Genomic DNA, 26,031 nt, shown 5'->3' with positions numbered 1-26,031 from the left:
CAACACGTCACGCCTTTTGTGCGCGGTAATAAAAATGATCGCAACGATGCGTTGGCGATTGCAGAAGCAGCACGACGACCTGGCATGCGCATGGTGCCGGTTAAATCAGAGTCGCAGCAGGATATCCAGGTGTTGCATCGCATTCGAGAGCGGTGCGTGGCGACTCGAACCGGGTTAATGAATCAAATGCGCGGTTTATTGGCCGATTATGGTTACAGTTTTCCAGAAGGCATTGAAGCCTTAGCAGTGAAGCTGAGGGAGGCGATGGAAGACCCAGCCTTATCTGCCATTATTCGCAAAGAGATTGAGCACACATTGGTTGAATACGATTCTCTGAGTCGTCGGCTTGAGCACCTGAGAAAAGTGCTTGCAGACTACGCCGCAAAAAATGAAGAGTGCCAGTATCTGCAAACCATCCCCGGCATTGGTCCGCACATTGCCAGCGCGATTGTGTCGACCATTGGCAAAGGGCAGGCATTTGCTCACGCACGAGATTTCGCCGTATGGACAGGGTTAACACCGGTACAAAAAGCCAGTGGCCACAAGTCGACCATGGCGGGTATATCCAAACGCGGGAATCGTTATTTGCGCAAGCTATTTGTCCAAGCAGCCAGGCACACTGTTCGATGGGCCAAGCGGCAAGGCGATACAAAATTAGGTAACTGGATTAACCAGATCATTCTCCGCCGTGGGCTGCAAAAAGGCGTGGTCGCCGTTGCTCATAAACTGGCACGCATTAGCTGGATCTTGCTACAAAAAAGCGAGGCATTTAAAGCAGCGTAAACGTATTTATCTTATCTGGGTAGTCGTTAGTGTGATGAAATAAACGGGGTTATCCGCCCTTCCCAGAACCTGGCTTGGACACGATCGTAAAAGATCGAGTGGGTGTTTTTAGGTGGGAAGGTGCGGATCTCATCAGGGCTCCAGGCCAAGGTCTGATCAGAAGCCGAATATATGTCAGCACTACCACCAACTCGCATGAACCACCGTTCATCATAGCGACCGAGTGATGAGTAAAAAAGAGGTTAATCAGGGGTGTCCAGGCGCCACGGCATCTTTATGCCTTGACACCGGGAGAGCGTCTATATATGTCCTGTTTGTTTCCGGTTTGGGTTGACCACAACAAACGAGTTTAGCGCCTTGTTATGGCTTGGACTTAACGCGTTCTTTACTTGCCTGATTCAATCATTTCTATGATTTTATAGGCTTTTTCGAAGTGATCTAGCTGGTGAGTTTGAATCCACCAAGTAGCTGCCTCCATTAACAACTCTGGATCGTCGTTTTTATTAGCGAAAAATGCATAGAATGAAACTCCAACATTCTCGCCCTTTTGTGCGATTTTCTTAGCACAAACATCTAACACTTTACGACGTAAGGATTCACGCATTCATTATGTCCACTTAGATTGAATTAAAAACAATACTTTACACAACGAATAGAGCACAAACAACAAATACTGTTTATCCAAACAGTGCCATTTTTGAGGAAGCCATAACAGTTTAATAGTGTGCGTGCCTGTTTTTCCAGCTAGAGCCATTCGAGCTATCTCTGCCAACCTATTGATTTGCAACTGGATAGTTTCCTTTCTTTCACATTCCCTCCTGGAAAAACGTGCTCGCCTACTATCCACGCCTGAAATTTCTGGCAGTTCAAGGCTAACTTACTGATTTTTCTGACGTTTAAACTACCACTCTGGGAAAATACGGGCAAGCGGACCGGAAAAACGTGCCAGCTTTTTGTCGCCTGAAGAAATATACTGGTTGCATAAACAGTATCTCTTTACATTGAGTTTCTAGCCATTTATTTGCTGATTACTCGCTTTCGCGCCCAGACTTTCCGCGCCTTAGCAGGGAGCTCGCCTTCCCAGCATGAGGGATAAGATCCCTCAAGGAGGGCATAGGGCTTGGCAGAAACATAAAAATGGGATCAGAGCTTAAGCTCTGACCCCGGTTTGTAAATCTGCTAGCGGTTTACTAGCGCAACAACCCAACTAAAAACACCTACCCCTCAAACCGCCCACTGGCAATCCACTCCGGCACTTCGCCCTGCCAGCGGCTGGTGTTCAGCACATACGCCCAGGCTTCAGCCGGCTCGTCGCCCGGCTCCATCACGGCGCTCACACGCAAACGGTGGTATTCGTAGGGTGGCCGGTCGGCGCCTTCGTAGCGGTCCAGCAAGGGCCATAGCTCTTCTTCTATGTGCCACAGCTCGCCATAGACCCATTCGCTGCCACTCACACCGGCAAGGCGACAGCGATGACTCCAAAGGCCCATGGGGTTTAATACCAGCCCGGGATAGCGGCCAAGGTGATAAAGCGCACCGCGCAGCCTGGCCTCGCCCAGGTATTGTCCCTGTTGCTGCAGTTGTTCAATGATCTCACTGGCCGCTCCCAAAGCGGTTTTCTGGCGCCGCCAGGCTTGCTTTAGGGTGCCGTAGACAAATAAGTGCTGGGTCATAGATCCTCAGGCTGGCTAATCAGCCTACTATGCTGGCGGCGGCGAGCCTGGCTTTCAAGTTCAGAAGCGTATTTCCGTGCCGACCAAAGCGCTGGCACGGCCATCTAAGCTGTGCAGCAGCACCAGCCAGCGCCCAGCTCCAAATTGCACGGCACCGGCCATGCCCTCATTGCCAGCGCCGAGTGCCAGGCCGAGGCGATAACGGCTTAACCCTTGTGCTGCCAAGTCGCGATAATCGCCAGCCAGAGCATCAAACTCATCGGCGGTTTGTTGATAGCGCTGAATTAAACTTTGCTGTTGCTGCAGTTGCTGCTGATAGCTGCTGGCGAGGTTGTCGTAGCGTTGATTAATGCGGCTGGCCTCAGCCACCACCTGCTGGTAAAGCTCAATTTGCCGCTGATAATCGTTAATCAGCTGTTGCTGCTCGACGACTTGGCGCTGCAGCTCGGCAATGCTTTGCTGGTTGTTCTGCAGCAACTGCGTAACCGGCATGCAGCCCTGACGTTGCAGGGCGTCAAAGCGCGCCGCCGGCATCAGGTAAACCCATTCGCCATTGACCTGGCGGCGCTCAAAGTCGTCGGCTTGCACGATCAGCTCACAGGCCTGCGCCCACGCGCTGCTCAGCGGCCATAGCACCAAGCCAAGCAGCGCCAACCACCGCAGTGACAAAGGTTGGTTAAGGCGCAACATAAGGACTCTCCTCGGCAGCGTCCGCCTCGGCATTGGCATTGGCATCCACCAGCTGACGCATGGCTTGCAAGCGCTGTAATTGCGCCAACACCTGTTGATTTTGCGCCTGCACCTCGGCTGCGCGCTGCTGAGCTGCTTGCCAGTCGCGCTCTAATTGCACCCGACGCAGCGCCAGTTGCTCGTCGCCTTGTTGCAGCTGCGCCAGCTGTTGCTGCAGGGCAGCACTGTCCTGGCGCAGTTGCCTGGCCTCGTTATTGAGGGCTTGGTTTTGCTGCTCTAACTGCTGCGCCTGTTGTTTGAGCTGCTGCAGCCTTAACCGCAGCTGGGTGCGCTGCTCATCCAACTCGAGAAAGCGCTGACGTGCGCGATGTCGCTGCCAGCCCTGCAACACCAACCAACCCAAGCCAAACGACAGCACATACCAACGTGCCCGCCCCGGCAGTCGCCCGCTCAGCCACCACAGCAGCACGACGCCTAACAGCAAGTCGCCGTACTCCAATAACCACAAACCAGCATCCATCATGGCTTTGCCTCCGGTGGTTGTTTGTCTTTGCGCGCCCGCTCTAGCGCACTGATGACTTTATGCAGCGGCCCGGCGCCCAAGCCCAAAATGATGCCAGTTAGCACCAGCGCCAGCGGCTGGGGTAAAAACGCACTGGAAAAATAGCGCATGCTTTGCGCGGATGCCGCGGCATTGAGCTGGTCGATGGCAGCAAACAAGTTCAACTCCATCAGCCACGCCAGCACGATGCCCACCGTGATGGCCACCAGCTTGGTCGCCAGCTGTAAATACGCCTGTCGCACCTTGGCCACAGACACAGCGGTGACGCCATTGGCTTCGCAGCTTAAATAGCGCTCCAATGCGCGCGCCAACTCTTGCTGCCAGCGAGGGTCGCGCGGCTGTGACAGTTGCCAAGCCAGTTTGGCAGCGCGCTGCTGCCAAAAGCGATGCCAGTGAAAACGCACATCGCCGTAATCCAGCAGTGCCATGGCCAACTCGGTGATGCGCTCTACCAATAAAGAAAAAAATAACGTCATGGTGATTAACACCAGGGCAGGTTCAGCGCTATCCATGGGCCACCTCCTCGCTATGGGCCATTTCTTCGGTTGCCAGCCAAGCAGGGCGCTGCTCGCTGCAATAAATGCGTGGCTGTTGCGCCAAAGCCGCCAGCAGTGCCTGATGTTGTGGCTGCTGCCAGCGCTTGAGCCACTGCCCTACCCCTTGGCGCAGCTGCGTTAGCGGAAATTGATTGCCCGGACAAACGGTGCTGGCACCGCTCAGTTCACGGTGGGCCACGACATCGTCGATGCCATCCATTTGCGGGTAAAGATGAATCCAAGCGGCGATTAACCGTGCCCCGGCATCGAGTTGGGCTTCGCTCGGTTGCTGCGGGCCGTAGCGGCCATCGTGATTGGCATAGGCATCGGCTGGGTCGGTGTGAAAATTGCCATGAAAGGCAATGCCGAGAGTGCGGTCGTTGTGGCCACGGGCATGGTTGCCACGCCGGTCCCAGCGGCAAAAGGCATGAATTTGACCGTCGGGCATGATCACCGCGTGGTAGCCGGTCAGCCAGCCTTTATTGACTAAAAACTCATCCACTATAGTGGCGAAACTGGTGTTGGCATTCATCGCCGTGTGATGCACCACGATTTGCTGTGGATCGCCACTGCGCTTATGTACCTGCTCTAATGTCAGCGGCTTTACCCCGCCTTGGTAGCGCAGCGGCGCAGGCTGGCTGTCGGTGGACACATCACCGACATTAGCAGCACTGACTTCGCTGTCTTCCTCAGGAACGGGAGCCGGCAGCGGCCTTGCGCGCAAAAAGCGAATCAACACATGCACTGGCTGGCTGCCGCCAGCGATAAATACGCCACTCAACAGGGTATCTAACCACTGCAACAGCGCCTGGCCAATCTGGCCATTGGCCCATAGTTGCGCCATCGGCAGCACTTCAGCGCCACGCATCAAGGCCAATAAGTGCAAGTCCAGCACGCCGGCGATGATCAGCCCCAACGCCAGCGGTGCTAAGCGCACAAACAACCGCACCCGCGCGGAATTTAAGCTTAAACGCGCGCGATCAATGACGGGCACTGGCGCGTATTGCTCGCGATCATCGGGCTCATCTACTGGGGTTGGCACTTCGCCGGCTAAGATTTGCTCCGCTGCCAGATTGGCCTGGCGCAGCTCTGCCAGCTCGACTTGCAGCAAGCGCTGCTCAGCCTGTTCGCGGTCAAAGCGTTTTTGAATATGCTTAAGAAATTCCGTCGCCCGCTCGACGATTAAGGCACCGCCAGCGGCTAGGGTTAAGCCGTTAATAATGAGTTCGGGATGAGTCATAAGGCATTCCATTGTCTGGTCGACCACAGATTAAACTATTCCCACGGGGCGACAAGCCCGCTTGCGATGCCCTGCTCACAAGCCTATGCTGCCGCCGTTAGTGACAACGAGGTAAACATTATGAATCGCCACTTTGACGACGCCCCTGGCCTTTATCAGCAACACGACAGCGCCACCGAGGGCTTTGTTTTTAACCAGACCATGTTGCGCATCAAAAACCCACAAACGTCGCTGGATTTTTACACCCGCGTGATGGGCATGACCCTGGTGCGAAAACTGGAGTTTCCAGAAATGCGCTTCACCTTGTTTTTTCTCGCCGCTTTAAATGACGAGCAGCGCCAACACTGGTCGGCAGATGTCGATGAACGCACGGTGCAAACCTTTAGCCGCCCGGCCATGCTAGAGCTGACCTATAACTGGGGCAGCGAAGACGACCCAGACGTGCACTACCACAATGGCAACAGCGAGCCGCGTGGTTTTGGCCATATTGGCTTTGCCGTGCCAGATTTAACCGCCGCTTGCCAGCGCTTCGACGAGCTTAACGTCACCTTCGCCAAGCGCCCGGAAGACGGCAAAATGAACGACATTGCCTTTATCCAAGACCCAGACGGCTACTGGATCGAAATCTTTGAGCCGGCACGTTTGCCAGCGGGCTTAAAAGATCATTTGGGCTAACGCCTCCCAGGCCAGCAGGTTTGTCTAAGCTGCAAGAGTGACCTTAACCCAAAGAGGCGCTTATGAAGCCTATAGTTGCCCTGCTGGCCTTGCAGATCAGCCTGACCGCCAGCGCAGAAACCCTCACCATTCGTGCCGACGATTGGTTTCCGATGAATGGCGACCCAGCCTCCGACAAGCCAGGCTACATGATCGAGCTGGCGCAAGCCGTGTTTGAGCCGCACGGCATTAACGTGGATTATCAGCTCATGCCGTGGGAGCGCGCGCTGTATGAGGTGCGACGTGGCAAAATCGACTGTGTAGTCGGTGCTTATAAAGAAGACGCCCCGGATTTGGCCTTCCCTGAGCAATCTTGGGGGCTAGACAGTGTTCACTTTTTTATTGCTCGTGATGACAGCTGGCGCTTCAACGGTGAGCTGGCGCAATTGCTTGAGCGGCGTACCGGCATGATTTCAGGCTACGGCTATGGAGAAGTGTTTGATGCCTTTGCTGAGCAGCACAAAGATCAGGCGTTCTTTTTTGTCTCCGGTGATGGCGCACTGGATAAAAACATCAAAAAGCTGCTCGCCGGGCGCATAGATACCCTGGTAGAAAGCGAATTTGTACTTGGTGCCAAAGCCAAAGAAATGGGCGTCAGCGGGCAATTGATCAGCGCAGGTCAGCTGACCGAGGCAACGCCTATGTACATCGCCTGCACGCCAGACAGCGACAAAACTGCGCGCTATATGCAGCTGGTCAATGACGCCATGCCACAATTAAAATCCAGCGGCAAGCTGCAAGCCATTCTCGACAACTACGGCCTAAATGCTTGGTAACCCCTTCCTAGTAAGCGCTGCCTGATAAAACCAGCACGGGGCAACACAGGTTTGCCCACGCTGTTGGTTTCGCAACAGTCTGTACCCTGTGGAGCAACGCAGATTTTGCTATGGTGTGCGACCTTTAGTTAGCCGCCGACACACCAAGCCATGCTGCGTTTTTTTGAATCTTTAATTAATCCTTTTCCGCCACAGACACCTGGCCAACCGCCACAGGGCCTGGTGGCGTTCTGTTTGCACTACACCCGCGGGCTGCGCAAGCCCTTGCTGATTATGTCTGTGCTCACCGCTGCACTGGCCATTTTAGAGGTCTATCTGGTGCAGTTTATGGGCAGCCTGGTCGACTGGCTGGTCAACAGTGACCCGGCCACCTTGCTGGCACAAGAGCAAGCCACACTGTGGGGCATGGGTGCGCTGCTATTGATTGGCATGCCGCTGCTGGTATTTTTACACGCGGCTCTGGTACATCAAGCGCTGCTCGGCAACTACCCAATGAAAATTCGCTGGCTGGCGCACCGTTATTTACTCGGCCAGAGCATGAGTTTTTATCAAGACGATTTTGCCGGCCGGCTGGCGACTAAGGTCATGCAAACCTCGTTGGCGGTGCGTGAAAGCGTGATGAAATTACTCGACGTGATGGTGTACGTCGGCGTGTATTTTATCAGTGTGATTGCCATCATCGCCTCCGCCGACAGCCGCCTGGTATTACCGCTGCTGGTGTGGCTGGCCGGCTATATCGGCGTGCAGTTGTATTTTATTCCGCGCTTAAAACAGATCGCCACCAAGCAGGCCGACGCTCGCTCAGTTATGACGGGGCGCATTGTCGATAGCTACACCAACATTCAAACCGTTAAGTTGTTTGCCCATACCCAGCGCGAAGCCGACTACGCCCAAGACAGCATGCAGGGCTTTATGAATACCGTGTATCGGCAAATGCGCCTTGCCACGGGCTTTAATGTTGCCGTCAATGTTCTTAATTACTGGTTAACCTTGAGCATTGCTGGCATGTCGGTGTGGCTGTGGAGCGAGTCGTTAATCAGCGTCGGTGCCATTGCCGTTGCCATCAGCTTGGCACTGCGCATCAATGGCATGTCGCAATGGATTATGTGGGAGGTCGGCAATTTATTTGAAAACCTCGGCACCGTTACCGATGGCATGAATACTTTATCTAAGCCCGTCGCCATTGAAGACGAAAAAGGCGCACCTGCTTTGCAAGTGCCTACCGGCCAAATCGAGCTGCAGCAGGTGAGCTTTCATTACCAGGGTAAAAACCAGCTCCCCAAACAGGTCTTTGATCAGCTCGATTTAAACATCAAGCCGGGCGAAAAAGTCGGTCTGGTGGGCCGCTCTGGGGCGGGCAAATCCACCCTGGTGAATTTATTGCTGCGCTTTTACGACATTCAGTCCGGCCGCATTTTAATTGATGGCCAAGACATTCGAGAAGTCAGCCAAGAAAGCCTGCGCCAACACATTGGCATGGTGACGCAAGATACCTCGCTGCTGCACCGCAGCATTCGCGACAATATTTTGTATGGCCGACCAGATGCGACGGAAGCAGAACTGCAGCAAGCCATCGAGCAAGCCGAAGCGCAAAGCTTCATCAGCGACCTGACCGACCCAGATGGCAACAGCGGCCTTGATGCCCAAGTTGGCGAGCGCGGGGTAAAATTGTCTGGCGGCCAACGCCAACGCATCGCCATCGCCCGAGTGTTATTAAAAGATGCACCCATTTTGATTTTGGACGAAGCCACTTCCGCCTTAGACTCGGAAGTGGAAGCCGCGATTCAAGCCAGCTTGTATCGACTGATGGAAAATAAAACCGTCATTGCCATCGCCCACCGTTTGTCGACCATTGCTGCCATGGATCGCCTTATCGTGATGGACCAAGGCCGCATCGTGGAACAAGGCACACACCAGGAATTACTGCAAGCCAACGGCATTTATGCGCAATTGTGGGCGCATCAAACCGGTGGCTTTTTAGGAGAAGAATAATGAGCATTGATATTCGCATCGCCGATTACCACAATCCAGAACACCAGGTCATTATTGGTGAGCTGATGAACCACTACGCCAGCGATCCAATGGGCGGTGGTGAAGCGCTCAGCACCGAGGTCATCAACAACCTGGGTGCGGCTCTGGGCCAAGTGCCGAATGCCTTTACCGTATTGGCTTTTTACCAAGGGCGGCCGGTGGGCCTAATTAACTGTATGCAGGGGTTTTCTACCTTTAAATGCATGCCATTAATAAACATTCACGATGTCATCGTTGACCGTGACTGTCGCGGCCAAGGCGTTTGCCAGAAAATGCTGCAACAGGTTGAGGACATCGCTCGCCAGCGCGGCTGCTGCAAAATCACCCTTGAGGTGCTGCAAGGCAACCAGGCTGCGCGGCAGGCCTACGCCAATTTTGGCTTTGGTAATTACGAGCTGGACCCAGCCATGGGCATTGCCGAGTTTTGGCAAAAAGCATTGTAACGGCGGCGCTTAAGCAGCGCCCTTCTGTGCTATGAAGTGACCTAGCGCCGTCCACTCACAACGCCGCCCACTCCCAACTCCGCCCACTAAGAGACACGCGAGGTCACTTATTGAGATAGCCATATTCAAAAGCAAACCCGCTTGCCAACACTTTGTCACAGTGTGAAACCCTTTTCTTTGTAACGGCTACACAGTTCTCATTTTTTAACTCCGCTGGGCCCTTTAGCCTATTTGAGCTAGTGCCTAACCTGAGGCTGTCGTAATTTGTCGTCTCGGCGTTACCGTCGGGCACTACTGCCCACTTCATTTGGCAGTCCTACCCCGCCGCTAGCCAAAAAATAACAAACAGCGGGAGAGAGCAATGCAGCGGCTAGTACTCACACTCATCACCGTCGCCCTGATCGGGTGCGGTGGCGGCGGTTCCGGCAGTGACCGCTCTGGCAGTGAAACCCCATCGACCGACAGTGGCTCAGATAGCGGCTCAGATAGCGGCTCAGGTAACGGCTCAGGTAACGGCTCAGGTAACGGCTCAGGTAACGGCTCAGGTAACGGCTCAGGTAACGGCTCAGGTAACGGCTCAGGTAACGGCTCAGGTAACGGCTCAGATAACGGCTCAGATAACGGCTCAGATAACGGCTCAGATAACGGCTCAGATAACGGCTCAGATAACGGCTCAGATAACGGCTCAGATAACGGCTCAGATAACGGCTCAGATAACGGCTCAGGTAACGACTCAGGTAACGACTCAGGTAACGACTCAGGTAACGACTCAGGTAACGACTCAGGTAACGACTCAGGTAACGGCTCAGATAATGGCTCAGGCACAGACCAAGACTCTGGCACCGACGAAGACTCCGGCAATGAGGTCGCCTCCCTAAGCTATGCCGACGCTTTTCACTTTCTGAATCAGGCCACCTTTGGCGCCACACCGGAATCCGTAGCCGACCTGCAGCGCCTGGGCGTGGATGCTTGGCTGAATCAACAAGTCGCACAGCGGCCTGATTACATCAGCCCTTATATGGAAACGCTAAAGTGGCGCATGTGCCTGTATGAAGTCAGCGATCACCCTGGCGATAAAGATTTAGGCACACCGAGCGCCGCCAACCCAACCTGGGCCATTCGCGGCACCCCCAAAGATAAGCACGCCCGCCATCAAGCCTGGTGGACCAAAGCTCTGCGCAGTGACGATCAGCTGCGCCACCGTATGGCGCTGGCGCTGAGCGAAATTTTGGTGGTCTCCGACCAAGGCAACGACGTGCTGTACCGCCAGCAAACCGGCCTAGCGCACTATTACGACACCTTGCTCAAGCATGCTTTGGGTAACTACCGCGACTTACTGGAGGATGTCAGCCTGCATCCGGCCATGGGCACTTATTTATCCCATGCCCGCAACGCCAAAGCAGACCCGAGCAAAAACACCCGCCCGGATGAAAACTACGCCCGCGAAATCATGCAGCTGTTTACCATCGGCTTGTATGAAATGAACCTCGATGGCAGCTACAAGCGCAGTGGTGGTGAATTAATTCCCACCTACAGCCAAACCGACATCGAAGAGTTAGCACGGGTATTTACCGGCTGGATTTACGACTTCAGGCCCAATGGCCATTTAAACTGGTGGGTGTCGCGCTACGGTGGCTACCAAGGCCAAGACGTGCGCTTACCCATGGCCGCCATCGAGGAGTATCACGACAGCGGCGAAAAAACCCTGCTCGCGGGCCGCGCTGTACTGCCAGCCGGCAATAGCGCACAGCAAGATTTGGATATGGCGCTGGACGCACTGTTTAATCACCCCAATGTTGCGCCGTTTATTAGCCGCCAGCTGATTCAACGCTTAGTCAGCTCTAACCCTAGCCCTGCCTACCTACAGCGTGTGGCGTCGGTGTTTGAAAACAACGGCCAAGGCCAACGCGGTGATTTAGCAGCGGTGGCCAAAGCGATTTTGACAGACCCTGAAGCCCTGCAAGCCAACGACAGCAAATTAACGCAACCCATGCTGCGCCTAACACGCTTATGGCGCGCTTTCCCGCTTACTGCGCCCGAACGTGAAGGCTGGGTATGGAACGTTTGGCAACCCGATGACCGTGATGTGTTTTGTGGTCAGCCTGGTTATGAGTATTTTGAAATTCACGCGCGCCAACGCCTTGAAGATTTGCAAAGCAATATCGGTCAAACCATTTTGCGCGCGCCTTCGGTATTTAATTTTTATACCCCAGAAGATCGCCCAGCCGGCCCAATTTCTGAGCAAGGCTTGCTTGCACCTGAATTTACCTTGATGGATGCCAACCAATATCTGGCCATGCAAAACTACTTTGATCGCACTATTTATATGGCCACAGTGCCTTATGCCGATCGCCAGCCTCATCAAAAGCATCTGGCACGCATGAACGTCGACGCCCTGGTGCAAACGGCAGACGATACCGATGCGCTGCTGCAACAGGTCAACATTCTGCTATTGGGCGGTACTATGTCGCCTACCCTGCGCGACATCATTCTGGATTATTTGGCCACGCAAAATAATTACGCCAATGACCCACTGTTAAAAGTGCAAGACGTGTTGTCACTGGTGGTGGCATCGCCAGAATTTATGCTGGAGGGCAAATAATGAAGCGTCGTGATTTTATTCAACGCCTAATGGCCGTATCTGGCACCAGCACCTTGCTCGGTACCGGCGCATCGCTGGCCATGATGGAAAAAGCTTTCGCCGCCAGCAGCACCCAATTTAATGACCACAAAAGCTTGGTGTGTGTGTTTTTGCAAGGCGGTAATGATTGCAGCAATATGATTGTGCCGACCGACAACGCCGGCTATAACGAGTACCGAGCCTACCGCGAGACCATTGCCGTTAACCAAGCATCCTTGCATGGGTTAAATGGCACCGAATATGGCTTTCACCCGTCCATGGGCAGTTTAGCGGCGCGCTTTAATCGTGGTCAGCTGGCGGTCGTGAACTCCGTAGGCGCTTTGATTGAACCGGCGAGCAAAGCCCAGGTTCAAAATGGCCAGGTCGCCTTGCCAGCCAGCTTGTTTGCCCATAACCATCAGCAGCATTTTTGGCATACCTTGGGGCCGATGAATGTAACCGGCAACGCCAGTGGTTGGGGTGGGCGCATGGCTGATTTATTTACTTCATCACAAGCGGGCGTGCCGGCGTCGCTATTAATTGCTGATGCTGCTCCTTGGCTGAATGGCAACAATACCGCGCCTTATGTAACCGGTTTAAACGGCATTAATCGGCTGAACTCACAACATGCCAATAATGATCGTCGTACGGCACTACAACGCATGCTAAATAGTGGTGAAAACTTGCCAATGCAACAGCAACTCAGGTACAGCATCAATCAAACCATTAATACCACCGACCAACTTGCCAGTGCGTTTGAGCAATCAACTGAGCCCAACATCAATGCCAGCAATGGCTTTGAGCGCAAGCTCAAAACTGCAGCCCAAGGCATTCTGGCGCGCCAGCAACTCGGCGCGAAACGCCAGCTGTTTATGATCACACTGGGCGGCTTTGATACCCACGCCAACCAAGTTGAGGCTCAAGGCGGGCTGCTGCAAGTGCTGAACGATGGCTTAGAAAAGTTCCAAACAGAAATGGATGCGCAAGGCTTGGCCGACAGCGTGACCTTGTTTACCGCCAGTGACTTTGGCCGCACCATGACGGTCAACGGCGATGGCACCGACCACGCCTGGGCCAGCCAATGCTTGGTGATGGGCGGCGCGGTTAACGGCGGTCAATTCCATGGTACTATGCACGACACCACGCCCGGCGGCGCCTCTGACGCGGCCAACAGTGGTACCGGTCGCTTTATACCTAATTATTCTGTCGATCAATATGCGGCAACCTTGGCGCAATGGATGGGTTTGACCGTAAATGAGTGCAATTCCATTTTCCCGCATTTGAAAAATTTTAATGAGAAGAATCTGGCCTTTATTTAATCGTTTGGTGACCATCACCGCTTTAAGCGCAGGCATAATCGCTTGCGGTGGCGGCGGTGACAACAATAGCACCACCTCCCTTGCTAGCACATCACTGACAGTGAACAGCCATCATGCTGACAGCGGTGTGGCGACCTTAGAGGTCGACTTCACGACCAACTACGCCGATGCTCAGCCGCAGCTAGTGATCGAGCACCCAACGCAGCAACAGCCGCTGGTGAGTGAGCCATTGGAACTGAACTGTGATGAAGACTGCTCCGCCACTTGGCGCGGCCTGATTGATGCTTCTGGCGAGATGCGTGTGCGCGTCGACTACCGCGACGAGCAACAAAGCGTCTTCAACATTTTGCGCGAAGTGCCGCTGGAGCTAGGCGAGTGCTTACGCAACCACACCTTTTATTTGCATCACGTTCAGCCCGAGCTGCAGCAAAACTGCATCAGCTGCCACGGCCTAGGCTCGCAAGGTGTGTTTGATCCGCGCTGGGAATGGTCGCAGTTTTCACGGCTGATTCATGACTACGGCGAATGGCTGTACGAGTTTCCTTCACAGAACAGCAGCCATACCCTACTGGGCGAGGTACATCGCCACCCGCTTGAAGCCCTGCCCGAAGACCAACCCGGCTACTACGCCCTAATGCACCTGGTGCAACGCCAGCAACAGGGCTTTGACTGCCACAACAGCTAAGCCTGATCAAAAAATAGCCACACATTTATTGCGACTGCTTCGTCAATCTGTATAATCGCCGCTCCCAAAGCAAACGGCCTCGCACTGCATTATTCACCGGCACACCCAGCCGTTTTGTCAGCTGCTCCTGCAATAGGCCCAGACCAAACAATTCAACCGTTCATCCAATTGTCAGCCAGCGCTGCTTTACTGCACTTGGGCTGTACCGATTAAAGGAACCAATATGCTTGCACGACTTCGCCAGGAGTGGTTTTCCAACGTCCGCGGTGACTTATTATCCGGCACCGTAGTGGCGCTGGCACTGATTCCTGAAGCCATTGCCTTCTCCATTATCGCTGGCGTTGACCCAAAGGTGGGGTTGTACGCGTCTTTCTGTATTGCCGTGATTATTGCGTTTGTTGGCGGTCGTCCGGGCATGATTTCCGCGGCCACAGGCGCCATGGCATTGCTGATGGTGACCCTGGTAAAAGAACATGGCTTGCAGTATTTGCTTGCCGCCACCTTGCTGACCGGTGTTTTGCAAATTGGCGCCGGCTATTTAAAGCTTGGCAATTTAATGCGCTTTGTGTCGCGCTCGGTGGTCACCGGCTTTGTGAATGCCCTAGCGATTTTGATCTTTATGGCGCAGTTGCCAGAGCTGACCGATGTAACCTGGCATGTGTATGCCATGACCGCCGCTGGCCTAGGCATTATTTATTTGTTCCCGTATGTGCCCAAAGTCGGCAGCTGGCTGCCCTCGCCGCTGGTGTGCATCCTGACCATGACCGCCGTGTCGATCGCTTTTGGCTTAGAGATTCGCACCGTAGGCGACATGGGCGAGCTGCCCGATACCTTGCCTGTGTTCCTATGGCCAGAAGTACCGCTGACGCTGGAAACCCTTTGGATCATTCTGCCCTACTCAGTTTCACTGGCAGCCGTGGGCCTTTTAGAATCCATGATGACCGCCACCATTGTTGACGATTTAACCGACACCGAAAGCGATAAAAACCAAGAGTGCAAAGGCCAAGGCATCGCCAATATTGGCGCCGGCTTACTGGGTGGCATGGCCGGCTGTGCCATGATTGGCCAGTCGATCATTAACGTTAAATCCGGTGGCCGCGGGCGCTTATCCGCCTTTACCGCCGGCTTGCTGCTACTGATTATGGTGGTGTTTTTATCCGACTGGGTCGGCCAGATCCCCATGGCGGCCTTGGTGGCGGTGATGATTATGGTGTCGATTGGTACCTTCTCTTGGGAGTCGATCCGCAACCTGAAAGAGCACCCGCTGTCTACCAATGTGGTCATGCTGGCAACCGTCGCTGTGGTGGTGTTCACGCATAACCTGGCACTGGGGGTGTTTACTGGCGTACTGCTGGCGGCGCTGTTCTTTGCCAACAAAATCGGCCGCTTTATGGTGGTTAAAAGCACCACCGAGCAGGCCGATGAGCGTCGTTACGCTGTGATTGGCCAAGTGTTCTTTGCCTCCTCCGAGAGCTTTGTGAAATCCTTTGATTTCCGCGAAGCCGTGAGCAAGGTCACCATTGATCTAACGCAAGCGCATTTTTGGGACATTACGGCAGTATCATCACTCGACAAGGTGGTAATTAAATTCCGCCGCGAAGGCGCCGAGGTAGAGCTGGTCGGCATGAATGAAGCAACCGAGACCATTGTCGACCGCTTCGGTGTGCACAACGACCCAGCCGAGGTTGAAAAACTCATGGGCGGCCATTAAGCCGCCCAACAAGGAGAAACACATGAGTCATATTGTTGCCTGCATCGACGGCTCGGCCATTGCGACCAGCGTGTGCCAGGCGGCTGCTTGGGTCAGCCAACGCTTGCAAGCGCCGCTGCGTTTATTGCACGTACTCGAGCGCGACACCAGCCACCAGGATAACCTCTCCGGCAGCATTGGTTTGGGCGCGCGCGAGCACCTGTTGCGCCAACTGACCGAGCTGGATGAGCAACGCGCCCGCTTGGCATTGGAGCATGGCAAGCACATACTGGCCGACGCCGAGCAGCTGGTGGCTGAGCATGGCGCCGAGCAAATCGAAACCTTGCAGCGCCACGGCGGCGTGGTCGAAACTTTATTAGAGCAGCAAGCCGACACCCGCGTGCTGGTGATGGGCCGTCAAGGCGAGGCACACGATACTCTCAATCCAACTCTCGACCACACCTTAGGTTCACATTTAGAAGCCGTGGTGCGTGGCTGTGATAGCCCACTGCTGGTGACCGTGGGCGAGTTTAAAACACCCGAGCGCTTTATGGTGGCCTTCGACGGCAGCGACACCGCGCAAAAAGCGTTAGATGCCTACTCACAAAGTCCACTGTTAAAAGACCTGCCCTGTCACTTGGTCATGGTTGGCCACGACGATGATGCTCATCAGCAGCAACTGCAAAGCGCAGCACAGCAATTGCGCGAGCAAGGCTTTGACGTGACCGTCGCCCACCTACACGGCGAGGTGCAACCGGCATTAGCTCAGTACCAGCAAGAGCACAGCATCGACTTAATGGTGATGGGCGCTTATGGCCATTCGCGTATTCGCCAGTTTTTTGTGGGCAGCCATACCCGCAAGATGGTCAGCCAGAGTGATATACCGCTGTTGTTGTTACGCTAAGAGTTGCGTTAGTTTTTACCGAGTGAAAAGCTGCGTGAGCTGTTATTCGGCTTGATCTAAAAAACCGCCCAGCGCTTGCAGCCGTGGGCGGTTTTTTTATGGACAGGCTTTTATAGACAGGCAAGCAGCAGTACCAATCCTAAGTCAGAAGCTCGCATACTTTTAGCGAGCCATGCCAGTTCTCTGGCGCTCCAAAGCACGCACCGACTTACTCAGAGTTGTCCTAGGAGCGAGCGCTAGTCGCACTCAACAAGTGCAGCTTATAAAGCGTAAGTGAGCATTTGAATCGAACTCGGGTACGAAATGTTTTTAACACAGCACAGGCGCAAGGCTGCACGGAACTGACCAGAAGTTTCTTAACCGAGAAAATAATTATAAAAAAGCCGCGTAATAACCGCGGCTTTTTTACCACACAATTTAAACGCTGTGTGAGTTAAAAGTCGTACTGAGCAACTAACCCTGCTGTACGCGCTGGCACCCAGTGGTTGTAATCACCATAGAGGGTAAAGCCTTGTTCAGGGGCATAGCCGTTGTAGTCGAAGCGGTAGGTTTTAGCGCGGCGGTCAAACAGGTTATTGACGTAGGCTTCCACCTTCCAACTGGCGGCGGCATAGCCCAAGCGCAGGTTGGTGAGTGAATAAGCCGGCAGCTGTTTATCGTTATTGTTGTCCAGATATACATCGCCGGTATAGGTTTGCGTCACAAAGGCCCGATAACCAATGCCTTGATCATAGCCAATGCTGGCTGCCGCGGTTTTTTCTGGAGCCAGCTGGAAGCGATTACCTGAGAAATCTTTATTCCCGGTTACAAAATCATCGTAACGAGTTTTCGCCAAGCCGGCATTGGCCATCAACTGCAGACCATTTTCGGCACGGAACTGAATATCCAACTCCAAGCCTTTTAACGTCGATGAGCCAGCGTTAGTGGTGTAGCGATCGTAGGGGTTAGCGCCCACCACTTGTACTTGCTGATCTTTCCACTGCATGTAATACACATTGGCGTTGGCGGTCAGGCGCTGACTCAGCCATTGGCTGCGCAACGACAGTTCATGGTTAGTGACAAACTCAGGGTCGTAGTCGACGGTTGGCTGTTGTGTATTAATGGGGTTTAAGCTAACACCGCCAGAACGATAACCGCGTGACACTACGTAGCCCGCGCTCAGATCTTGGGTAAACTGATGGCGCACACCGATTTTGGGTAAGAAGACGTTATTTTCAACTTCTTTTTCAGAGGTGTTATTGCCCGCCGAAGCAAGCACATTCAACACTTGGCTGAGGCTATCTTGCTGCAGGTTATTCGGGTCAACCCCCGCTGCCGCCATATAAGCCGAGAGCAATCCCCATTGTGCCTGCGATGCCGGATCGCCAGCTTCTGCTCCGGCTTTTAATGCATTAAACAGTGGATTAGCGCGTGCTCCCAGAGCCACCATGGCGTCGGAGTTTACGTTTTGCGCAAAGATATCGGCTGAGTTTTTATTGGTTTCACGCTCTAAACGGGCGCCCAACAATAAAGTGGTGGCTTGCGTCAGTTGATAATCCAACTCGGCAAATAGGGCATGGTTGGTCGCTTCGCGTACGGAGCCACGGTCTTGGTATTGGGTTTGCAGAACAGTATCGCTGACGCCGTTTGCATAGGGTGGGAAAGGCGCCTTAGAGGTGGCGGCATAAAAGCCGGGCAAATAGGTATCGAGTGGGTTAGCTAACAAGAAATCATAGCCGCGTTGTTCTTCGCTCTGGCTGTAATAATAACCAAAGCTGGTGCGAACTTGCTCGCCTTTAAAGCTAAAGCGCAGCTCTTGGTTGAGGCTGCTGTCCTCTTCTGATTCATTGCGCACGCCAAGACTAGCCGCCTCGGTATAGCTGGAGTTGCTCGGCGCCATATTATCGGCATCTTGGCGCTCGGCGCGATCACGCCAAGAGTTGGAGGTAATGGAGGTGAGCTCCCAACCGTCACTGAGTTGAGCCTGTAATTTCAGGGTCTGGTAATTAAAGCGGTTGGTTAATTTACCATCGATATCGCGAAAGGCTTTAAATTCATCGCACTCAAACACACCGGCGCGGCTGGTGTTAGCACCACAGGCGCGATCATCGCCCTGGTCAGATTTATCTTGGCCAATGGTCAGCAAAGCACTAAAGCGCTGCGATGGACGATACAATAATTTTACGCGGCCATTGATGTGCTCATCATGCGCTTCGTCATCGTCACCGGTATATTCATTTTCGATTTGGCCATCGGTATACACGCGATCTGCCGCAATGCGCACAGCCCATTCGTCTGTCAGCGCTTGGTTGAACATAATGCTACTAATCTGCGTGTTATCTGTGCCAAAGCCTAAACGCACCGAGCCTTCACGGTAAAACACTGGATCATTGGTTTTTACCACAATGGTGCCAGCCAAGGCATTTTTGCCCTGACTGGTAGACTGCGGGCCTTTATAGACTTCAACACTGCCGATATCCCACAGGCCAACGCCCATTTCTAAAATATCGGCGTCAAAATAGGCGCCATCCATCACTACGCCAGCAGTATCGGCGGTTGAGGTGTCTGCTGCAGGGCCGCCCTCAGCGTTAATGCCACGAATGCTAAAGCCGCCCTTACCATTAATGCTGGCATTGGGTGTTAGCACTAAGGCATCGTTGAGGTTTTCGGTATTGTTGTTCTCCAACTGCTGGCGATCCAGCACACTGATACCACTGGTGGTTTGCTGCAAGTTACGTTCAATTTTACCACCAGTAACGACGACGGCTTCTAACTCTTGGTGTTTATCAGCTGCCAAACTGTAATTACTGATGGCCATAATGGCGGCAGCCAATGGCGCCAGACGCATGCTGTTCATGATTCCCCTTCCTGTAACTCAGAGGGCTCCTGAACTCACAAACCGATAGCTTGACACTTGGCCTGTGCTGGACGAGTCGACGACCGTGTTCGGAGGACCCCAAGCGTTCACCTAATTGAGGGGCCGAATTAAACATGATACAAAATGCTTATGCAAATTATTTTCATTTACTATAGAATGACCGCATTATAGCTACGGGTAATACTAACAGCCTTGGACATATAAGCATCGCATTAAGCAAGACATCCACCCTAACCTGACACTCCATTAAGTGAGACATCCACTCCATTAAGTGAGACATCCACTCTAACCTGCTATCTTAACGAGGTGTCCGGGTGAATTAGACCACTACAAAGTACACAAATAGGAAAGGGGTCCTAAATTGAAAATCGCATTAGTCACTGGTGGTTCAAAACATTAAGTGAGACATCCACTCCATTAAGTGAGACATCCACTCTAACCTGCTATCTTAACGAGGTGTCCGGGTGAATTAGACCACTACAAAGTACACAAATAGGAAAGGGGTCCTAAATTGAAAATCGCATTAGTCACTGGTGGTTCAAAAGGAATCGGTTTGTATTCAGTTCTTCGGCTCGTGAAGCAGGGGTATAAAGTTGTTACGTGCTCGCGCTCGGAGGAGGTTTGGCTAAATGCCACACAAAAATATTCAGAACTAAAATCTGTCGATTACCAGTCGGTTGATATTGCGGATGAGCAACAGTTAGACGGTTTATTTGCTCACATTACAGACCGCTACGGGAAGTTGGATGTAGCGGTTAACAACGCTTCTCCGGCTCTTGCTTCTAGAGGCTATCTGCCACAGGTTGCTGTAACACTTCTCAAAGAAACACTTCATGTGGATTTTTTGTGTCAAGCTTTATGTTTAAGGTCTGAACTGAAACTAATGGAAGCAGGTGCATCCATAGTAAATATCAGCTCTGTAAATGGTCTTAGACCAACACCCAATGCATCAATGTATAGTGCTGCTAAACATGCCCTTGAGGGGCTAACGAGATCTGTTGCCCTAGAAAGCATCAAATCTGGAATTCGAATCAATGCGGTTGCTCCTGGTGTAACGTGGACTCCCCGATGGGAAGAAAGGCAACTTGAAAACTCTAATATCCGCGCTGATGTTTCTGACGTAGTACCTATCAATCGTTTTGGGGAAATCGACGAAATCGTCAATGCAATTGAGTTTTTATTATCAGACAAAGCCAGCTATATAGTCGGTCACACGTTGGTAGTTGATGGTGGGCTATCCTTGGCATGAGCGGCTAACAAACAATTTAAGAGTGATTCGGCACGCGTGGCATTTCTGGTAAACGGCCATTAAGTGAGACATCCACTCTAACCTGACACTCCAATGGCAATCGGCTCCACAGCGGCTAGGCTGATGTCAGCTGCTGGAGAACCGGCAACATTAAGTGAGACATCCACTCTAACCTGACACTCTAATGGCAATCGGCTCCACAGCAGCTAGGCTCGTATCAGTTGCTCTAGAGCCGGAGTGCCATTACATTAAGCAAGACATCCACTCTAACTTGACACTTCAATGGCAATCGGCTCCACAGCGGCTAGGCTCGTATCAGTTGCTCTAGAGTCGGAGTGCCATTATGCCCAAGCCCAGAAAACAGCAAGTCTCTTTGGAGGCGACACCCTATTATCATTGCGTATCACGCTGTGTGCGGCGTGCTTTTCTGTGTGGTACGGATCATATGACTGGCCAATGCTACGAGCATCGCCGTGGTTGGCTGGAAGACAAGTTACTGTCTTTGCCGCATGTATTTGCCGTTGAAGTGGCGGCCTATGCCATTATGAGCAACCATTACCACGTTGTTTTATTTATTGATGCTGAGCGTGCCCATCACTGGAGCGACACGGAAGTCATTGAGCGCTGGCACACGCTATTTAGTGGCAATATGCTGTCTCAGCGCTTTATAAACGGTGACGAGCTGGGCGTTGCTGAGCAAAAGCGACTGCAAATGTATGTGGAAGAGTGGCGCTCACGGTTATCTAGCATCAGCTGGTTTATGCGGGTGCTGAATGAGGCCATTGCGCGAGAGGCCAATCAGGAAGACCAGTGCACTGGCCGTTTCTGGGAGGGCCGGTTTAAATCCCAGGCATTACTGGATGAAGCAGCACTGGCTGCGTGCATGGCCTATGTCGACCTTAACCCGGTGCGGGCAAATATGGCAGCCACGCCCGAAGCATCCGCGCACACCTCGGTGAAGCGGCGCATAGAAAAAGCAAAAACGAGCAAGCAGCCCAACCATCCTAAGCAACAACCCAAGGAATTATTACCCTTCGTTGGCAACCCTCGGCAAAATATACCGCTGGGCATTCAAATGAAGCTGATGGATTACCTCGAACTGGTCGGCTGGACTGGCCGCATTATTCGCCACGATAAACGCGGCGCCATTGCCAAAAATACGGCGGCCATTCTCGATCGCTTAGGCATTGATGACCAGCAATGGTTAGAAATGACCCAGCATTTTGAAGACTGTTTTAAAACCTTTGCCGGCGGTGAAGAAAAACTGCGCCAAGCCTGTGAAACACTGAATTATCAGCGCCCGCCTGGACTCAGTCGCTGCCGTTCATTGCTCGATCGATCCGCGTAATAGCATCTTGTAACTGTTCAACATAATCAGAGAAATCTGAAGCTACTCAGCGCCCCAATTACCGCCTCTCGTTGAAAAGCTCATCAAAAGTGCTTTGAAAAGCAGTTCTGTTCGGAAGGTTCTCATGCTCGCTGTTGGCAGGAGGAGGCCGTCTTAAACTCGAGCCTGTTTAGGTTGAACCTATGTGATGCTGACCCTTGGGGTGGATGTCCTAGTTGACTGTTATTCTTTCGCCTGAAGATGAACCATATAAAATTGCCATTAATGACATGGCACCGTCATTCAGCCCCATTCAGAGAGCGCAGCGTTAGAACCTGAGAGCTATTTTTTAGCGTTTTAAAATGGAGCAATGAGCGTAAGACCATCGCAAAACTGCCTACGCCACCACATTAAATATCAGCCAGGCATTAACTCGTCATGAAAACGGCAAATCTCCATCCAGAGACGCCTGAGGCTCGGTAACAGATACATCACTCACGTAATTCTGAAGACGCCCCTGAGCATCCTGTTTACGTTGTGCGGTATAGTAAATGACCTCCCGGTAGATGTTGGTTTCTTCCAGAGTTGTAAAAACAGAGTCCTTTTCGATCATGAACTTCATCGACGACTGCGTACGCTTACCGCCAATGACGGGGTAGAACCAGACGGAATTATCGGATCGTCTGTAACTGTTGTGGTCAACCCAAACTGGACACTTTTCTAAGCACATTTTTCAAATTCAATCGGTGTTGCATCGCCTAGCGTCGTGTGTAAACGGCGAGCGTTGTAATAGGCAATGTACTCCCTCACATCGGCCACGGCATGTTCTCGAGTCGCGTAAATATTTCCCGTTAGCCACTCGCGTTTAAGGCTGCCGAAAAACGCTCTGTGGGTGCGTTATCCCAGCAGTTTCCTTTGCGGCTCATTGAGCACACCATGCCATGCTGTTTCCGAACACAAACGAGACACCCACCCCTGCTCTCCCACCCCTGCTCTAATCTCGGTCTTGCGCTTAGGTTTTCCGCGCCTTAGCAGGCCGCCTGAGTTGGCAATGGCTGTGCCCGCAGGGGCTGCCCGGACGGCAGCACCCGCCAACAACCTGCCGGGATGCAGGCTGTTGGCGTTGCGGCGACCACAGCATTGGCAACTCAGGAATTACGGCCTGTGCAGCGCAAAGCAGGGAGTTCGCCCGCCCGGCGTGAGGGATAACCTCAAGGAGGGCATAGGGTTTGACGAAAAAAGCACATACGGGGTCAGAGCTTAAGCTCTGACCCCAGCCAACAACAAACCAGGCATCCACTGCTAGACCAACTCGCTACACTCACGGTCTTGCGCCTAGGTTTTCCGCGCCTTCGCAAGACAACGCGCCCCCCCCTAACACTCCAATGGCAATCAGCTACGCAGCGAACTTGGGATGGGCGTTTTTTTGGGAATACGGGTTCTTTTTGGATGATATTTTTGATCTGATCAAACAGCGCCTGCGAATCGAGCAGGGCCTGCAAAAATCACATATTTAGCGCATAAAAAAAGCGCGACCTGTTAAGATCGCGCTTTTTAAAATTTGGTAGGACTACCCAGATTTGAACTGGGGACCTCTACCATATCAAAAACGCAACCAAACTAGCCCAAGCCATTGATTTAGTTAGACTTTTTTCACCCTAAGCAACCATCAAAACGGCTCAGATTTGCTCAATATTGAGCGGTTTTATGGGGTTGAACTACTGGATATTGCCATCAAGTTGAGATGAACGTGACTAGAGTCATAACTCGAACATCTATTACACCTTCGTGCCCACCTCAACCTAGAAATAAACCATTTTTATGTTTAAACTGCTAGAATTGGCTAGTTTTATCGGTCTATGCTCTTCTATCAGCAAACTCGATTATTGGCCATAGCTCCTAGCAAGAGGGGCTCATAGAGTACGACGTACCAATGCAATTGGACAAAAAACAAGAATTAAACCACAAAACTATACAACCTAAAACCAAGCGAGAAACCCATGTCTTCTCTATCTGAAATAATAAACACGCTTGAACTTACAAATTTCGAGGCCATTAGCTTCGCAGTCGTTTCAGTTTTTTTAGCTATAACGATCACAGAAAGATTGCGCTTAAAAATATTTGAAAAAACCGAAAAAGTCAGCGAGGAATTTCTAGTCAATAAGTTATCTAGAAACACCTATACTATCCCCATCAAAAAAGCAAACAGCCGAAAACTTTTGAAACTTATTAATTCATTCAATAAAAATAGGTACTATAGAAAGAAAATTGCATTGAATGGCAGAAGAAAAAGGTCAGGCCTGATAATAAACCTTCAAAAGGCATTAAACGCAAGCTTAATAAGCGCACTCATAATAAACAATAAAAAAGATTCAAGAAATGAAAACCAAAAAACAAAAACAGTTGTTGAATTAATGATAACTGAAAGAGTAAACCACTCATTCAAGTCAAAAATCTATCTCCTAGCAGCCCTATTTTTAGCTTACATAATCCCCAGCCCCCAACCCGAAAACTCAACAGCAATAGCGACTATTATCATTGCACTCATTCTGACCTGCATGCAGATCGATCAGTCCCTTCTTCGGTACCGGATCAAAAAAGGCTGGTATGGCCAAAACACGTATGAATCTGAGGAAATTATAAAGTTCATCCTATCACACCCAAGAAAAGACGACTTTAACGATTCTAATGGCCTAAAAGGAATACTACCCAAAGGAGACATATCAACAACCTCAAAACCTATCAAAGAAAGTGATATTGGCGGGAAAATCGCATGAACGAAAATATTGATGAAATAACAGTATTAAGTAGAAAGCTGATTAATATACTATTAGTCTCCAATCCAGTCGGAACAAGCCTCGGAGTCCTACTGGGAATAGTACTCCACGGAATATTTGGCCTATTCCACCCCTTTTTAAGACAATTCGAGATACTAAACATTCTAGGTTTGAAGGTTTGGCACTTCATTGCATTTGGTGTTTTTTCAGCAAACATAAAGAAATACCTAAATCGAAATAAGATAGATGACTCAGTAACTAAAGCTCTCGAGTTAATTGACAAACAAAGATCTGAAGAAAAGATTTCGGAATGGGAGGCTAGAAGAATGCGCGAAAGAATTATAACAAACGTTATAACGAAAGTTGTTATTGATTTAAACCCACAAAACTCCCATATCGAACCCTCTACTCAACAGACCCAACCCAGCAATCAGAACAGCTCAAGTGGCTAAGTACTTAGCCCGAACATTAGCCAATGTATTTACAAAGCATCGGGAGGGGCACTCACCAGCACCTTGCCCTCCCCCCAGTCCCTTGCCTTATCCTGACAACCAAGACAACAGCACCGTGAGTGGTTTTCAGACACCGGCTCAGGTAAAGGCACCACACCACACCACCTAACCGCCCGACACACAAGGACGTAGAGCACCGATGCAAGCCATCACAGATCTGTTCGTCACCCTCACCTACTGGGCATTTGGCATTCTGGTCATTGTCGTCGTTATCGCCCTGGTGTTTGGTGGCAAGCCCTCACCGAAAGGCAAAAAGAAGCAGCAGAAACGCCAGGCCAAACCATCACCGTTAGAAGCACTGCTCAAACGCTTGATAAAGCCAGGCAACAGTCCGGCAGAAGCGGAACCGAACCAACCGAGTTACGAATCGGTAGGTAGGTTGCTCACACCGGCTGAGCGGTCGTTTTATGGGGTGTTGTTGTCGGTGGTGCCGGATGACATCACCGTGATGTGCAAGGTTCGCATGGCCGACTTGCTCAGGCCCAATCGCTCCGAGATCGACCACCGCAGCGCCTTTCGCAACGAACACAAACGAGACACCCACCCCTGCTCCCCCTGCTCTAATCTCGGTCTTGCGCTTAGGTTTTCCGCGCCTTAGCAGGCCGCCTGAGCTGGCAATGGCTATGCCCGCAGGAGCTCCCCG

23 protein-coding genes and 1 pseudogene are annotated in these 26,031 nt (G+C 52.0%); 15 read left to right on the top strand and 9 right to left on the bottom strand.

Annotation, left to right across the window (positions count from 1 at the left end):
- Positions 1-783: IS110 family RNA-guided transposase (locus IE090_RS16640; protein ID WP_189390168.1), on the top strand; the 783-nt coding region annotated here is incomplete at its 5' end.
- Between the two features lie 385 nt (positions 784-1,168).
- Here IE090_RS16640 and IE090_RS16635 read toward each other — a convergent pair.
- From IE090_RS16635 to IE090_RS16610, 6 genes are all read right to left on the bottom strand, one after another.
- A complete protein-coding gene (locus IE090_RS16635) occupies positions 1,169-1,387 on the bottom strand; it encodes a DUF6500 family protein (protein WP_021453865.1) in 219 nt (72 codons plus the stop codon).
- Between the two features lie 613 nt (positions 1,388-2,000).
- Entirely contained in the window at positions 2,001-2,456 is a 456-nt protein-coding gene (locus IE090_RS16630; RefSeq protein WP_189390167.1) for a gamma-glutamylcyclotransferase family protein, read from the bottom strand.
- A 60-nt stretch (positions 2,457-2,516) separates the two neighbouring features.
- Positions 2,517-3,146 carry a hypothetical protein gene (locus IE090_RS16625; RefSeq protein WP_189390165.1) on the bottom strand — a complete coding sequence of 210 codons (630 nt, stop codon included), beginning with the start codon at positions 3,144-3,146 and terminating at the stop codon, positions 2,517-2,519.
- Complete coding sequence (locus IE090_RS16620) at positions 3,133-3,669, bottom strand: hypothetical protein (protein ID WP_189390163.1); 537 nt, start codon at positions 3,667-3,669, stop codon at positions 3,133-3,135. The genes IE090_RS16625 and IE090_RS16620 overlap by 14 nt, the downstream gene beginning before the upstream one ends.
- Positions 3,666-4,220, bottom strand: a complete 555-nt coding sequence (locus IE090_RS16615; protein WP_189390161.1) for a hypothetical protein — start codon at positions 4,218-4,220, stop codon at positions 3,666-3,668. Before IE090_RS16615 ends, IE090_RS16620 begins: the two co-directional genes overlap by 4 nt.
- Positions 4,213-5,484 carry a peptidoglycan recognition protein family protein gene (locus IE090_RS16610; protein WP_189390159.1) on the bottom strand — a complete coding sequence of 424 codons (1,272 nt, stop codon included), beginning with the start codon at positions 5,482-5,484 and terminating at the stop codon, positions 4,213-4,215. The genes IE090_RS16615 and IE090_RS16610 overlap by 8 nt, the downstream gene beginning before the upstream one ends.
- 120 nt (positions 5,485-5,604) lie before the next feature.
- On the opposite strand from IE090_RS16610, the gene gloA reads away from it, so the two are divergent.
- From gloA to IE090_RS16565, 9 genes are all read left to right on the top strand, one after another.
- On the top strand, positions 5,605-6,159 hold the full coding sequence (gloA, locus tag IE090_RS16605; protein ID WP_189390157.1) for a lactoylglutathione lyase: 555 nt from the start codon (positions 5,605-5,607) through the stop codon (positions 6,157-6,159).
- A gap of 62 nt (positions 6,160-6,221) precedes the next feature.
- Positions 6,222-6,974, top strand: a complete 753-nt coding sequence (locus IE090_RS16600) for a substrate-binding periplasmic protein (protein ID WP_189390155.1) — start codon at positions 6,222-6,224, stop codon at positions 6,972-6,974.
- Between the two features lie 150 nt (positions 6,975-7,124).
- The gene (locus IE090_RS16595; RefSeq protein WP_189390153.1) at positions 7,125-8,966 is read left to right on the top strand and encodes an ABC transporter ATP-binding protein; all 1,842 of its coding nucleotides are present in this window, start codon (positions 7,125-7,127) and stop codon (positions 8,964-8,966) included.
- The gene (locus IE090_RS16590; RefSeq protein ID WP_189390151.1) at positions 8,966-9,448 is read left to right on the top strand and encodes a GNAT family N-acetyltransferase; all 483 of its coding nucleotides are present in this window, start codon (positions 8,966-8,968) and stop codon (positions 9,446-9,448) included. Before IE090_RS16595 ends, IE090_RS16590 begins: the two co-directional genes overlap by 1 nt.
- A gap of 361 nt (positions 9,449-9,809) precedes the next feature.
- Entirely contained in the window at positions 9,810-12,050 is a 2,241-nt protein-coding gene (locus tag IE090_RS16585) for a DUF1800 domain-containing protein (protein WP_189390149.1), read from the top strand.
- Positions 12,050-13,387, top strand: coding sequence for a DUF1501 domain-containing protein (locus IE090_RS16580; protein WP_189390147.1), 1,338 nt, complete (start codon positions 12,050-12,052; stop codon positions 13,385-13,387). The genes IE090_RS16585 and IE090_RS16580 overlap by 1 nt, the downstream gene beginning before the upstream one ends.
- Positions 13,362-14,072 (top strand): hypothetical protein, encoded by a 711-nt coding sequence (locus IE090_RS16575; protein WP_189390145.1) that lies wholly within the window; start codon positions 13,362-13,364, stop codon positions 14,070-14,072. The genes IE090_RS16580 and IE090_RS16575 overlap by 26 nt, the downstream gene beginning before the upstream one ends.
- Positions 14,073-14,295: 223 nt before the next feature.
- Complete coding sequence (locus IE090_RS16570; RefSeq protein WP_189390143.1) at positions 14,296-15,783, top strand: SulP family inorganic anion transporter; 1,488 nt, start codon at positions 14,296-14,298, stop codon at positions 15,781-15,783.
- Between the two features lie 22 nt (positions 15,784-15,805).
- The gene (locus IE090_RS16565) at positions 15,806-16,666 is read left to right on the top strand and encodes a universal stress protein (RefSeq protein WP_189390141.1); all 861 of its coding nucleotides are present in this window, start codon (positions 15,806-15,808) and stop codon (positions 16,664-16,666) included.
- A 433-nt stretch (positions 16,667-17,099) separates the two neighbouring features.
- On the opposite strand, the gene IE090_RS16560 is transcribed toward IE090_RS16565, so the two are convergent.
- Positions 17,100-19,502, bottom strand: coding sequence for a TonB-dependent receptor (locus IE090_RS16560; protein ID WP_189390139.1), 2,403 nt, complete (start codon positions 19,500-19,502; stop codon positions 17,100-17,102).
- Between the two features lie 532 nt (positions 19,503-20,034).
- Between IE090_RS16560 and IE090_RS16555 the strand changes: the two genes are divergently transcribed.
- Positions 20,035-20,772, top strand: coding sequence for an SDR family NAD(P)-dependent oxidoreductase (locus tag IE090_RS16555; protein WP_189390136.1), 738 nt, complete (start codon positions 20,035-20,037; stop codon positions 20,770-20,772).
- A 343-nt stretch (positions 20,773-21,115) separates the two neighbouring features.
- Positions 21,116-22,120, top strand: a complete 1,005-nt coding sequence (locus tag IE090_RS16550; protein WP_189390134.1) for a transposase — start codon at positions 21,116-21,118, stop codon at positions 22,118-22,120.
- Between the two features lie 415 nt (positions 22,121-22,535).
- Here IE090_RS16550 and IE090_RS16545 read toward each other — a convergent pair whose 3' ends face one another.
- Both IE090_RS16545 and IE090_RS17905 read right to left on the bottom strand, forming a co-directional pair.
- Complete coding sequence (locus IE090_RS16545; protein ID WP_189390132.1) at positions 22,536-22,721, bottom strand: hypothetical protein; 186 nt, start codon at positions 22,719-22,721, stop codon at positions 22,536-22,538.
- A gap of 98 nt (positions 22,722-22,819) precedes the next feature.
- A pseudogene (locus IE090_RS17905) lies at positions 22,820-23,040 on the bottom strand (integrase core domain-containing protein); the annotation flags it as partial.
- A 1,059-nt stretch (positions 23,041-24,099) separates the two neighbouring features.
- Between IE090_RS17905 and IE090_RS16535 the strand changes: the two are divergent.
- The 3 genes from IE090_RS16535 (at position 24,100) to IE090_RS16525 (ending at position 25,986) form a co-directional block, all read left to right on the top strand.
- The gene (locus tag IE090_RS16535; protein WP_189390130.1) at positions 24,100-24,876 is read left to right on the top strand and encodes a hypothetical protein; all 777 of its coding nucleotides are present in this window, start codon (positions 24,100-24,102) and stop codon (positions 24,874-24,876) included.
- Complete coding sequence (locus IE090_RS16530; protein ID WP_189390129.1) at positions 24,873-25,328, top strand: hypothetical protein; 456 nt, start codon at positions 24,873-24,875, stop codon at positions 25,326-25,328. Before IE090_RS16535 ends, IE090_RS16530 begins: the two co-directional genes overlap by 4 nt.
- 199 nt (positions 25,329-25,527) lie before the next feature.
- Entirely contained in the window at positions 25,528-25,986 is a 459-nt protein-coding gene (locus IE090_RS16525; RefSeq protein WP_189390126.1) for a DUF2726 domain-containing protein, read from the top strand.
- Positions 25,987-26,031: the final 45 nt, after the last annotated feature.

This window comes from Bacterioplanes sanyensis, assembly GCF_014652515.1.
Taxonomy (GTDB): Bacteria; Pseudomonadota; Gammaproteobacteria; order Pseudomonadales; family Oceanobacteraceae; genus Bacterioplanes; species Bacterioplanes sanyensis.
The sequence above is the reverse complement of the archived record's forward strand: the minus strand, read 5'-3'. Positions and strand labels throughout refer to the sequence as shown.

Excerpts from the sequence above, each read along its gene's own strand:
- IE090_RS16635 (WP_021453865.1), bottom strand. The coding sequence starts at position 1,387 with ATGCGTGAATCCTTACGTCGTAAAGTGTTAGATGTTTGTGCTAAGAAA.
- IE090_RS16630 (WP_189390167.1), bottom strand. The coding sequence starts at position 2,456 with ATGACCCAGCACTTATTTGTCTACGGCACCCTAAAGCAAGCCTGGCGG.
- IE090_RS16625 (WP_189390165.1), bottom strand. The coding sequence starts at position 3,146 with ATGTTGCGCCTTAACCAACCTTTGTCACTGCGGTGGTTGGCGCTGCTT.
- IE090_RS16620 (WP_189390163.1), bottom strand. The coding sequence starts at position 3,669 with ATGATGGATGCTGGTTTGTGGTTATTGGAGTACGGCGACTTGCTGTTA.
- IE090_RS16615 (WP_189390161.1), bottom strand. The coding sequence starts at position 4,220 with ATGGATAGCGCTGAACCTGCCCTGGTGTTAATCACCATGACGTTATTT.
- IE090_RS16610 (WP_189390159.1), bottom strand. The coding sequence starts at position 5,484 with ATGACTCATCCCGAACTCATTATTAACGGCTTAACCCTAGCCGCTGGC.
- gloA (WP_189390157.1), top strand. The coding sequence starts at position 5,605 with ATGAATCGCCACTTTGACGACGCCCCTGGCCTTTATCAGCAACACGAC.
- IE090_RS16600 (WP_189390155.1), top strand. The coding sequence starts at position 6,222 with ATGAAGCCTATAGTTGCCCTGCTGGCCTTGCAGATCAGCCTGACCGCC.
- IE090_RS16595 (WP_189390153.1), top strand. The coding sequence starts at position 7,125 with ATGCTGCGTTTTTTTGAATCTTTAATTAATCCTTTTCCGCCACAGACA.
- IE090_RS16590 (WP_189390151.1), top strand. The coding sequence starts at position 8,966 with ATGAGCATTGATATTCGCATCGCCGATTACCACAATCCAGAACACCAG.
- IE090_RS16585 (WP_189390149.1), top strand. The coding sequence starts at position 9,810 with ATGCAGCGGCTAGTACTCACACTCATCACCGTCGCCCTGATCGGGTGC.
- IE090_RS16580 (WP_189390147.1), top strand. The coding sequence starts at position 12,050 with ATGAAGCGTCGTGATTTTATTCAACGCCTAATGGCCGTATCTGGCACC.
- IE090_RS16575 (WP_189390145.1), top strand. The coding sequence starts at position 13,362 with ATGAGAAGAATCTGGCCTTTATTTAATCGTTTGGTGACCATCACCGCT.
- IE090_RS16570 (WP_189390143.1), top strand. The coding sequence starts at position 14,296 with ATGCTTGCACGACTTCGCCAGGAGTGGTTTTCCAACGTCCGCGGTGAC.
- IE090_RS16565 (WP_189390141.1), top strand. The coding sequence starts at position 15,806 with ATGAGTCATATTGTTGCCTGCATCGACGGCTCGGCCATTGCGACCAGC.
- IE090_RS16560 (WP_189390139.1), bottom strand. The coding sequence starts at position 19,502 with ATGAACAGCATGCGTCTGGCGCCATTGGCTGCCGCCATTATGGCCATC.
- IE090_RS16550 (WP_189390134.1), top strand. The coding sequence starts at position 21,116 with ATGCCCAAGCCCAGAAAACAGCAAGTCTCTTTGGAGGCGACACCCTAT.
- IE090_RS16545 (WP_189390132.1), bottom strand. The coding sequence starts at position 22,721 with ATGAAGTTCATGATCGAAAAGGACTCTGTTTTTACAACTCTGGAAGAA.
- IE090_RS16535 (WP_189390130.1), top strand. The coding sequence starts at position 24,100 with ATGTCTTCTCTATCTGAAATAATAAACACGCTTGAACTTACAAATTTC.
- IE090_RS16530 (WP_189390129.1), top strand. The coding sequence starts at position 24,873 with ATGAACGAAAATATTGATGAAATAACAGTATTAAGTAGAAAGCTGATT.
- IE090_RS16525 (WP_189390126.1), top strand. The coding sequence starts at position 25,528 with ATGCAAGCCATCACAGATCTGTTCGTCACCCTCACCTACTGGGCATTT.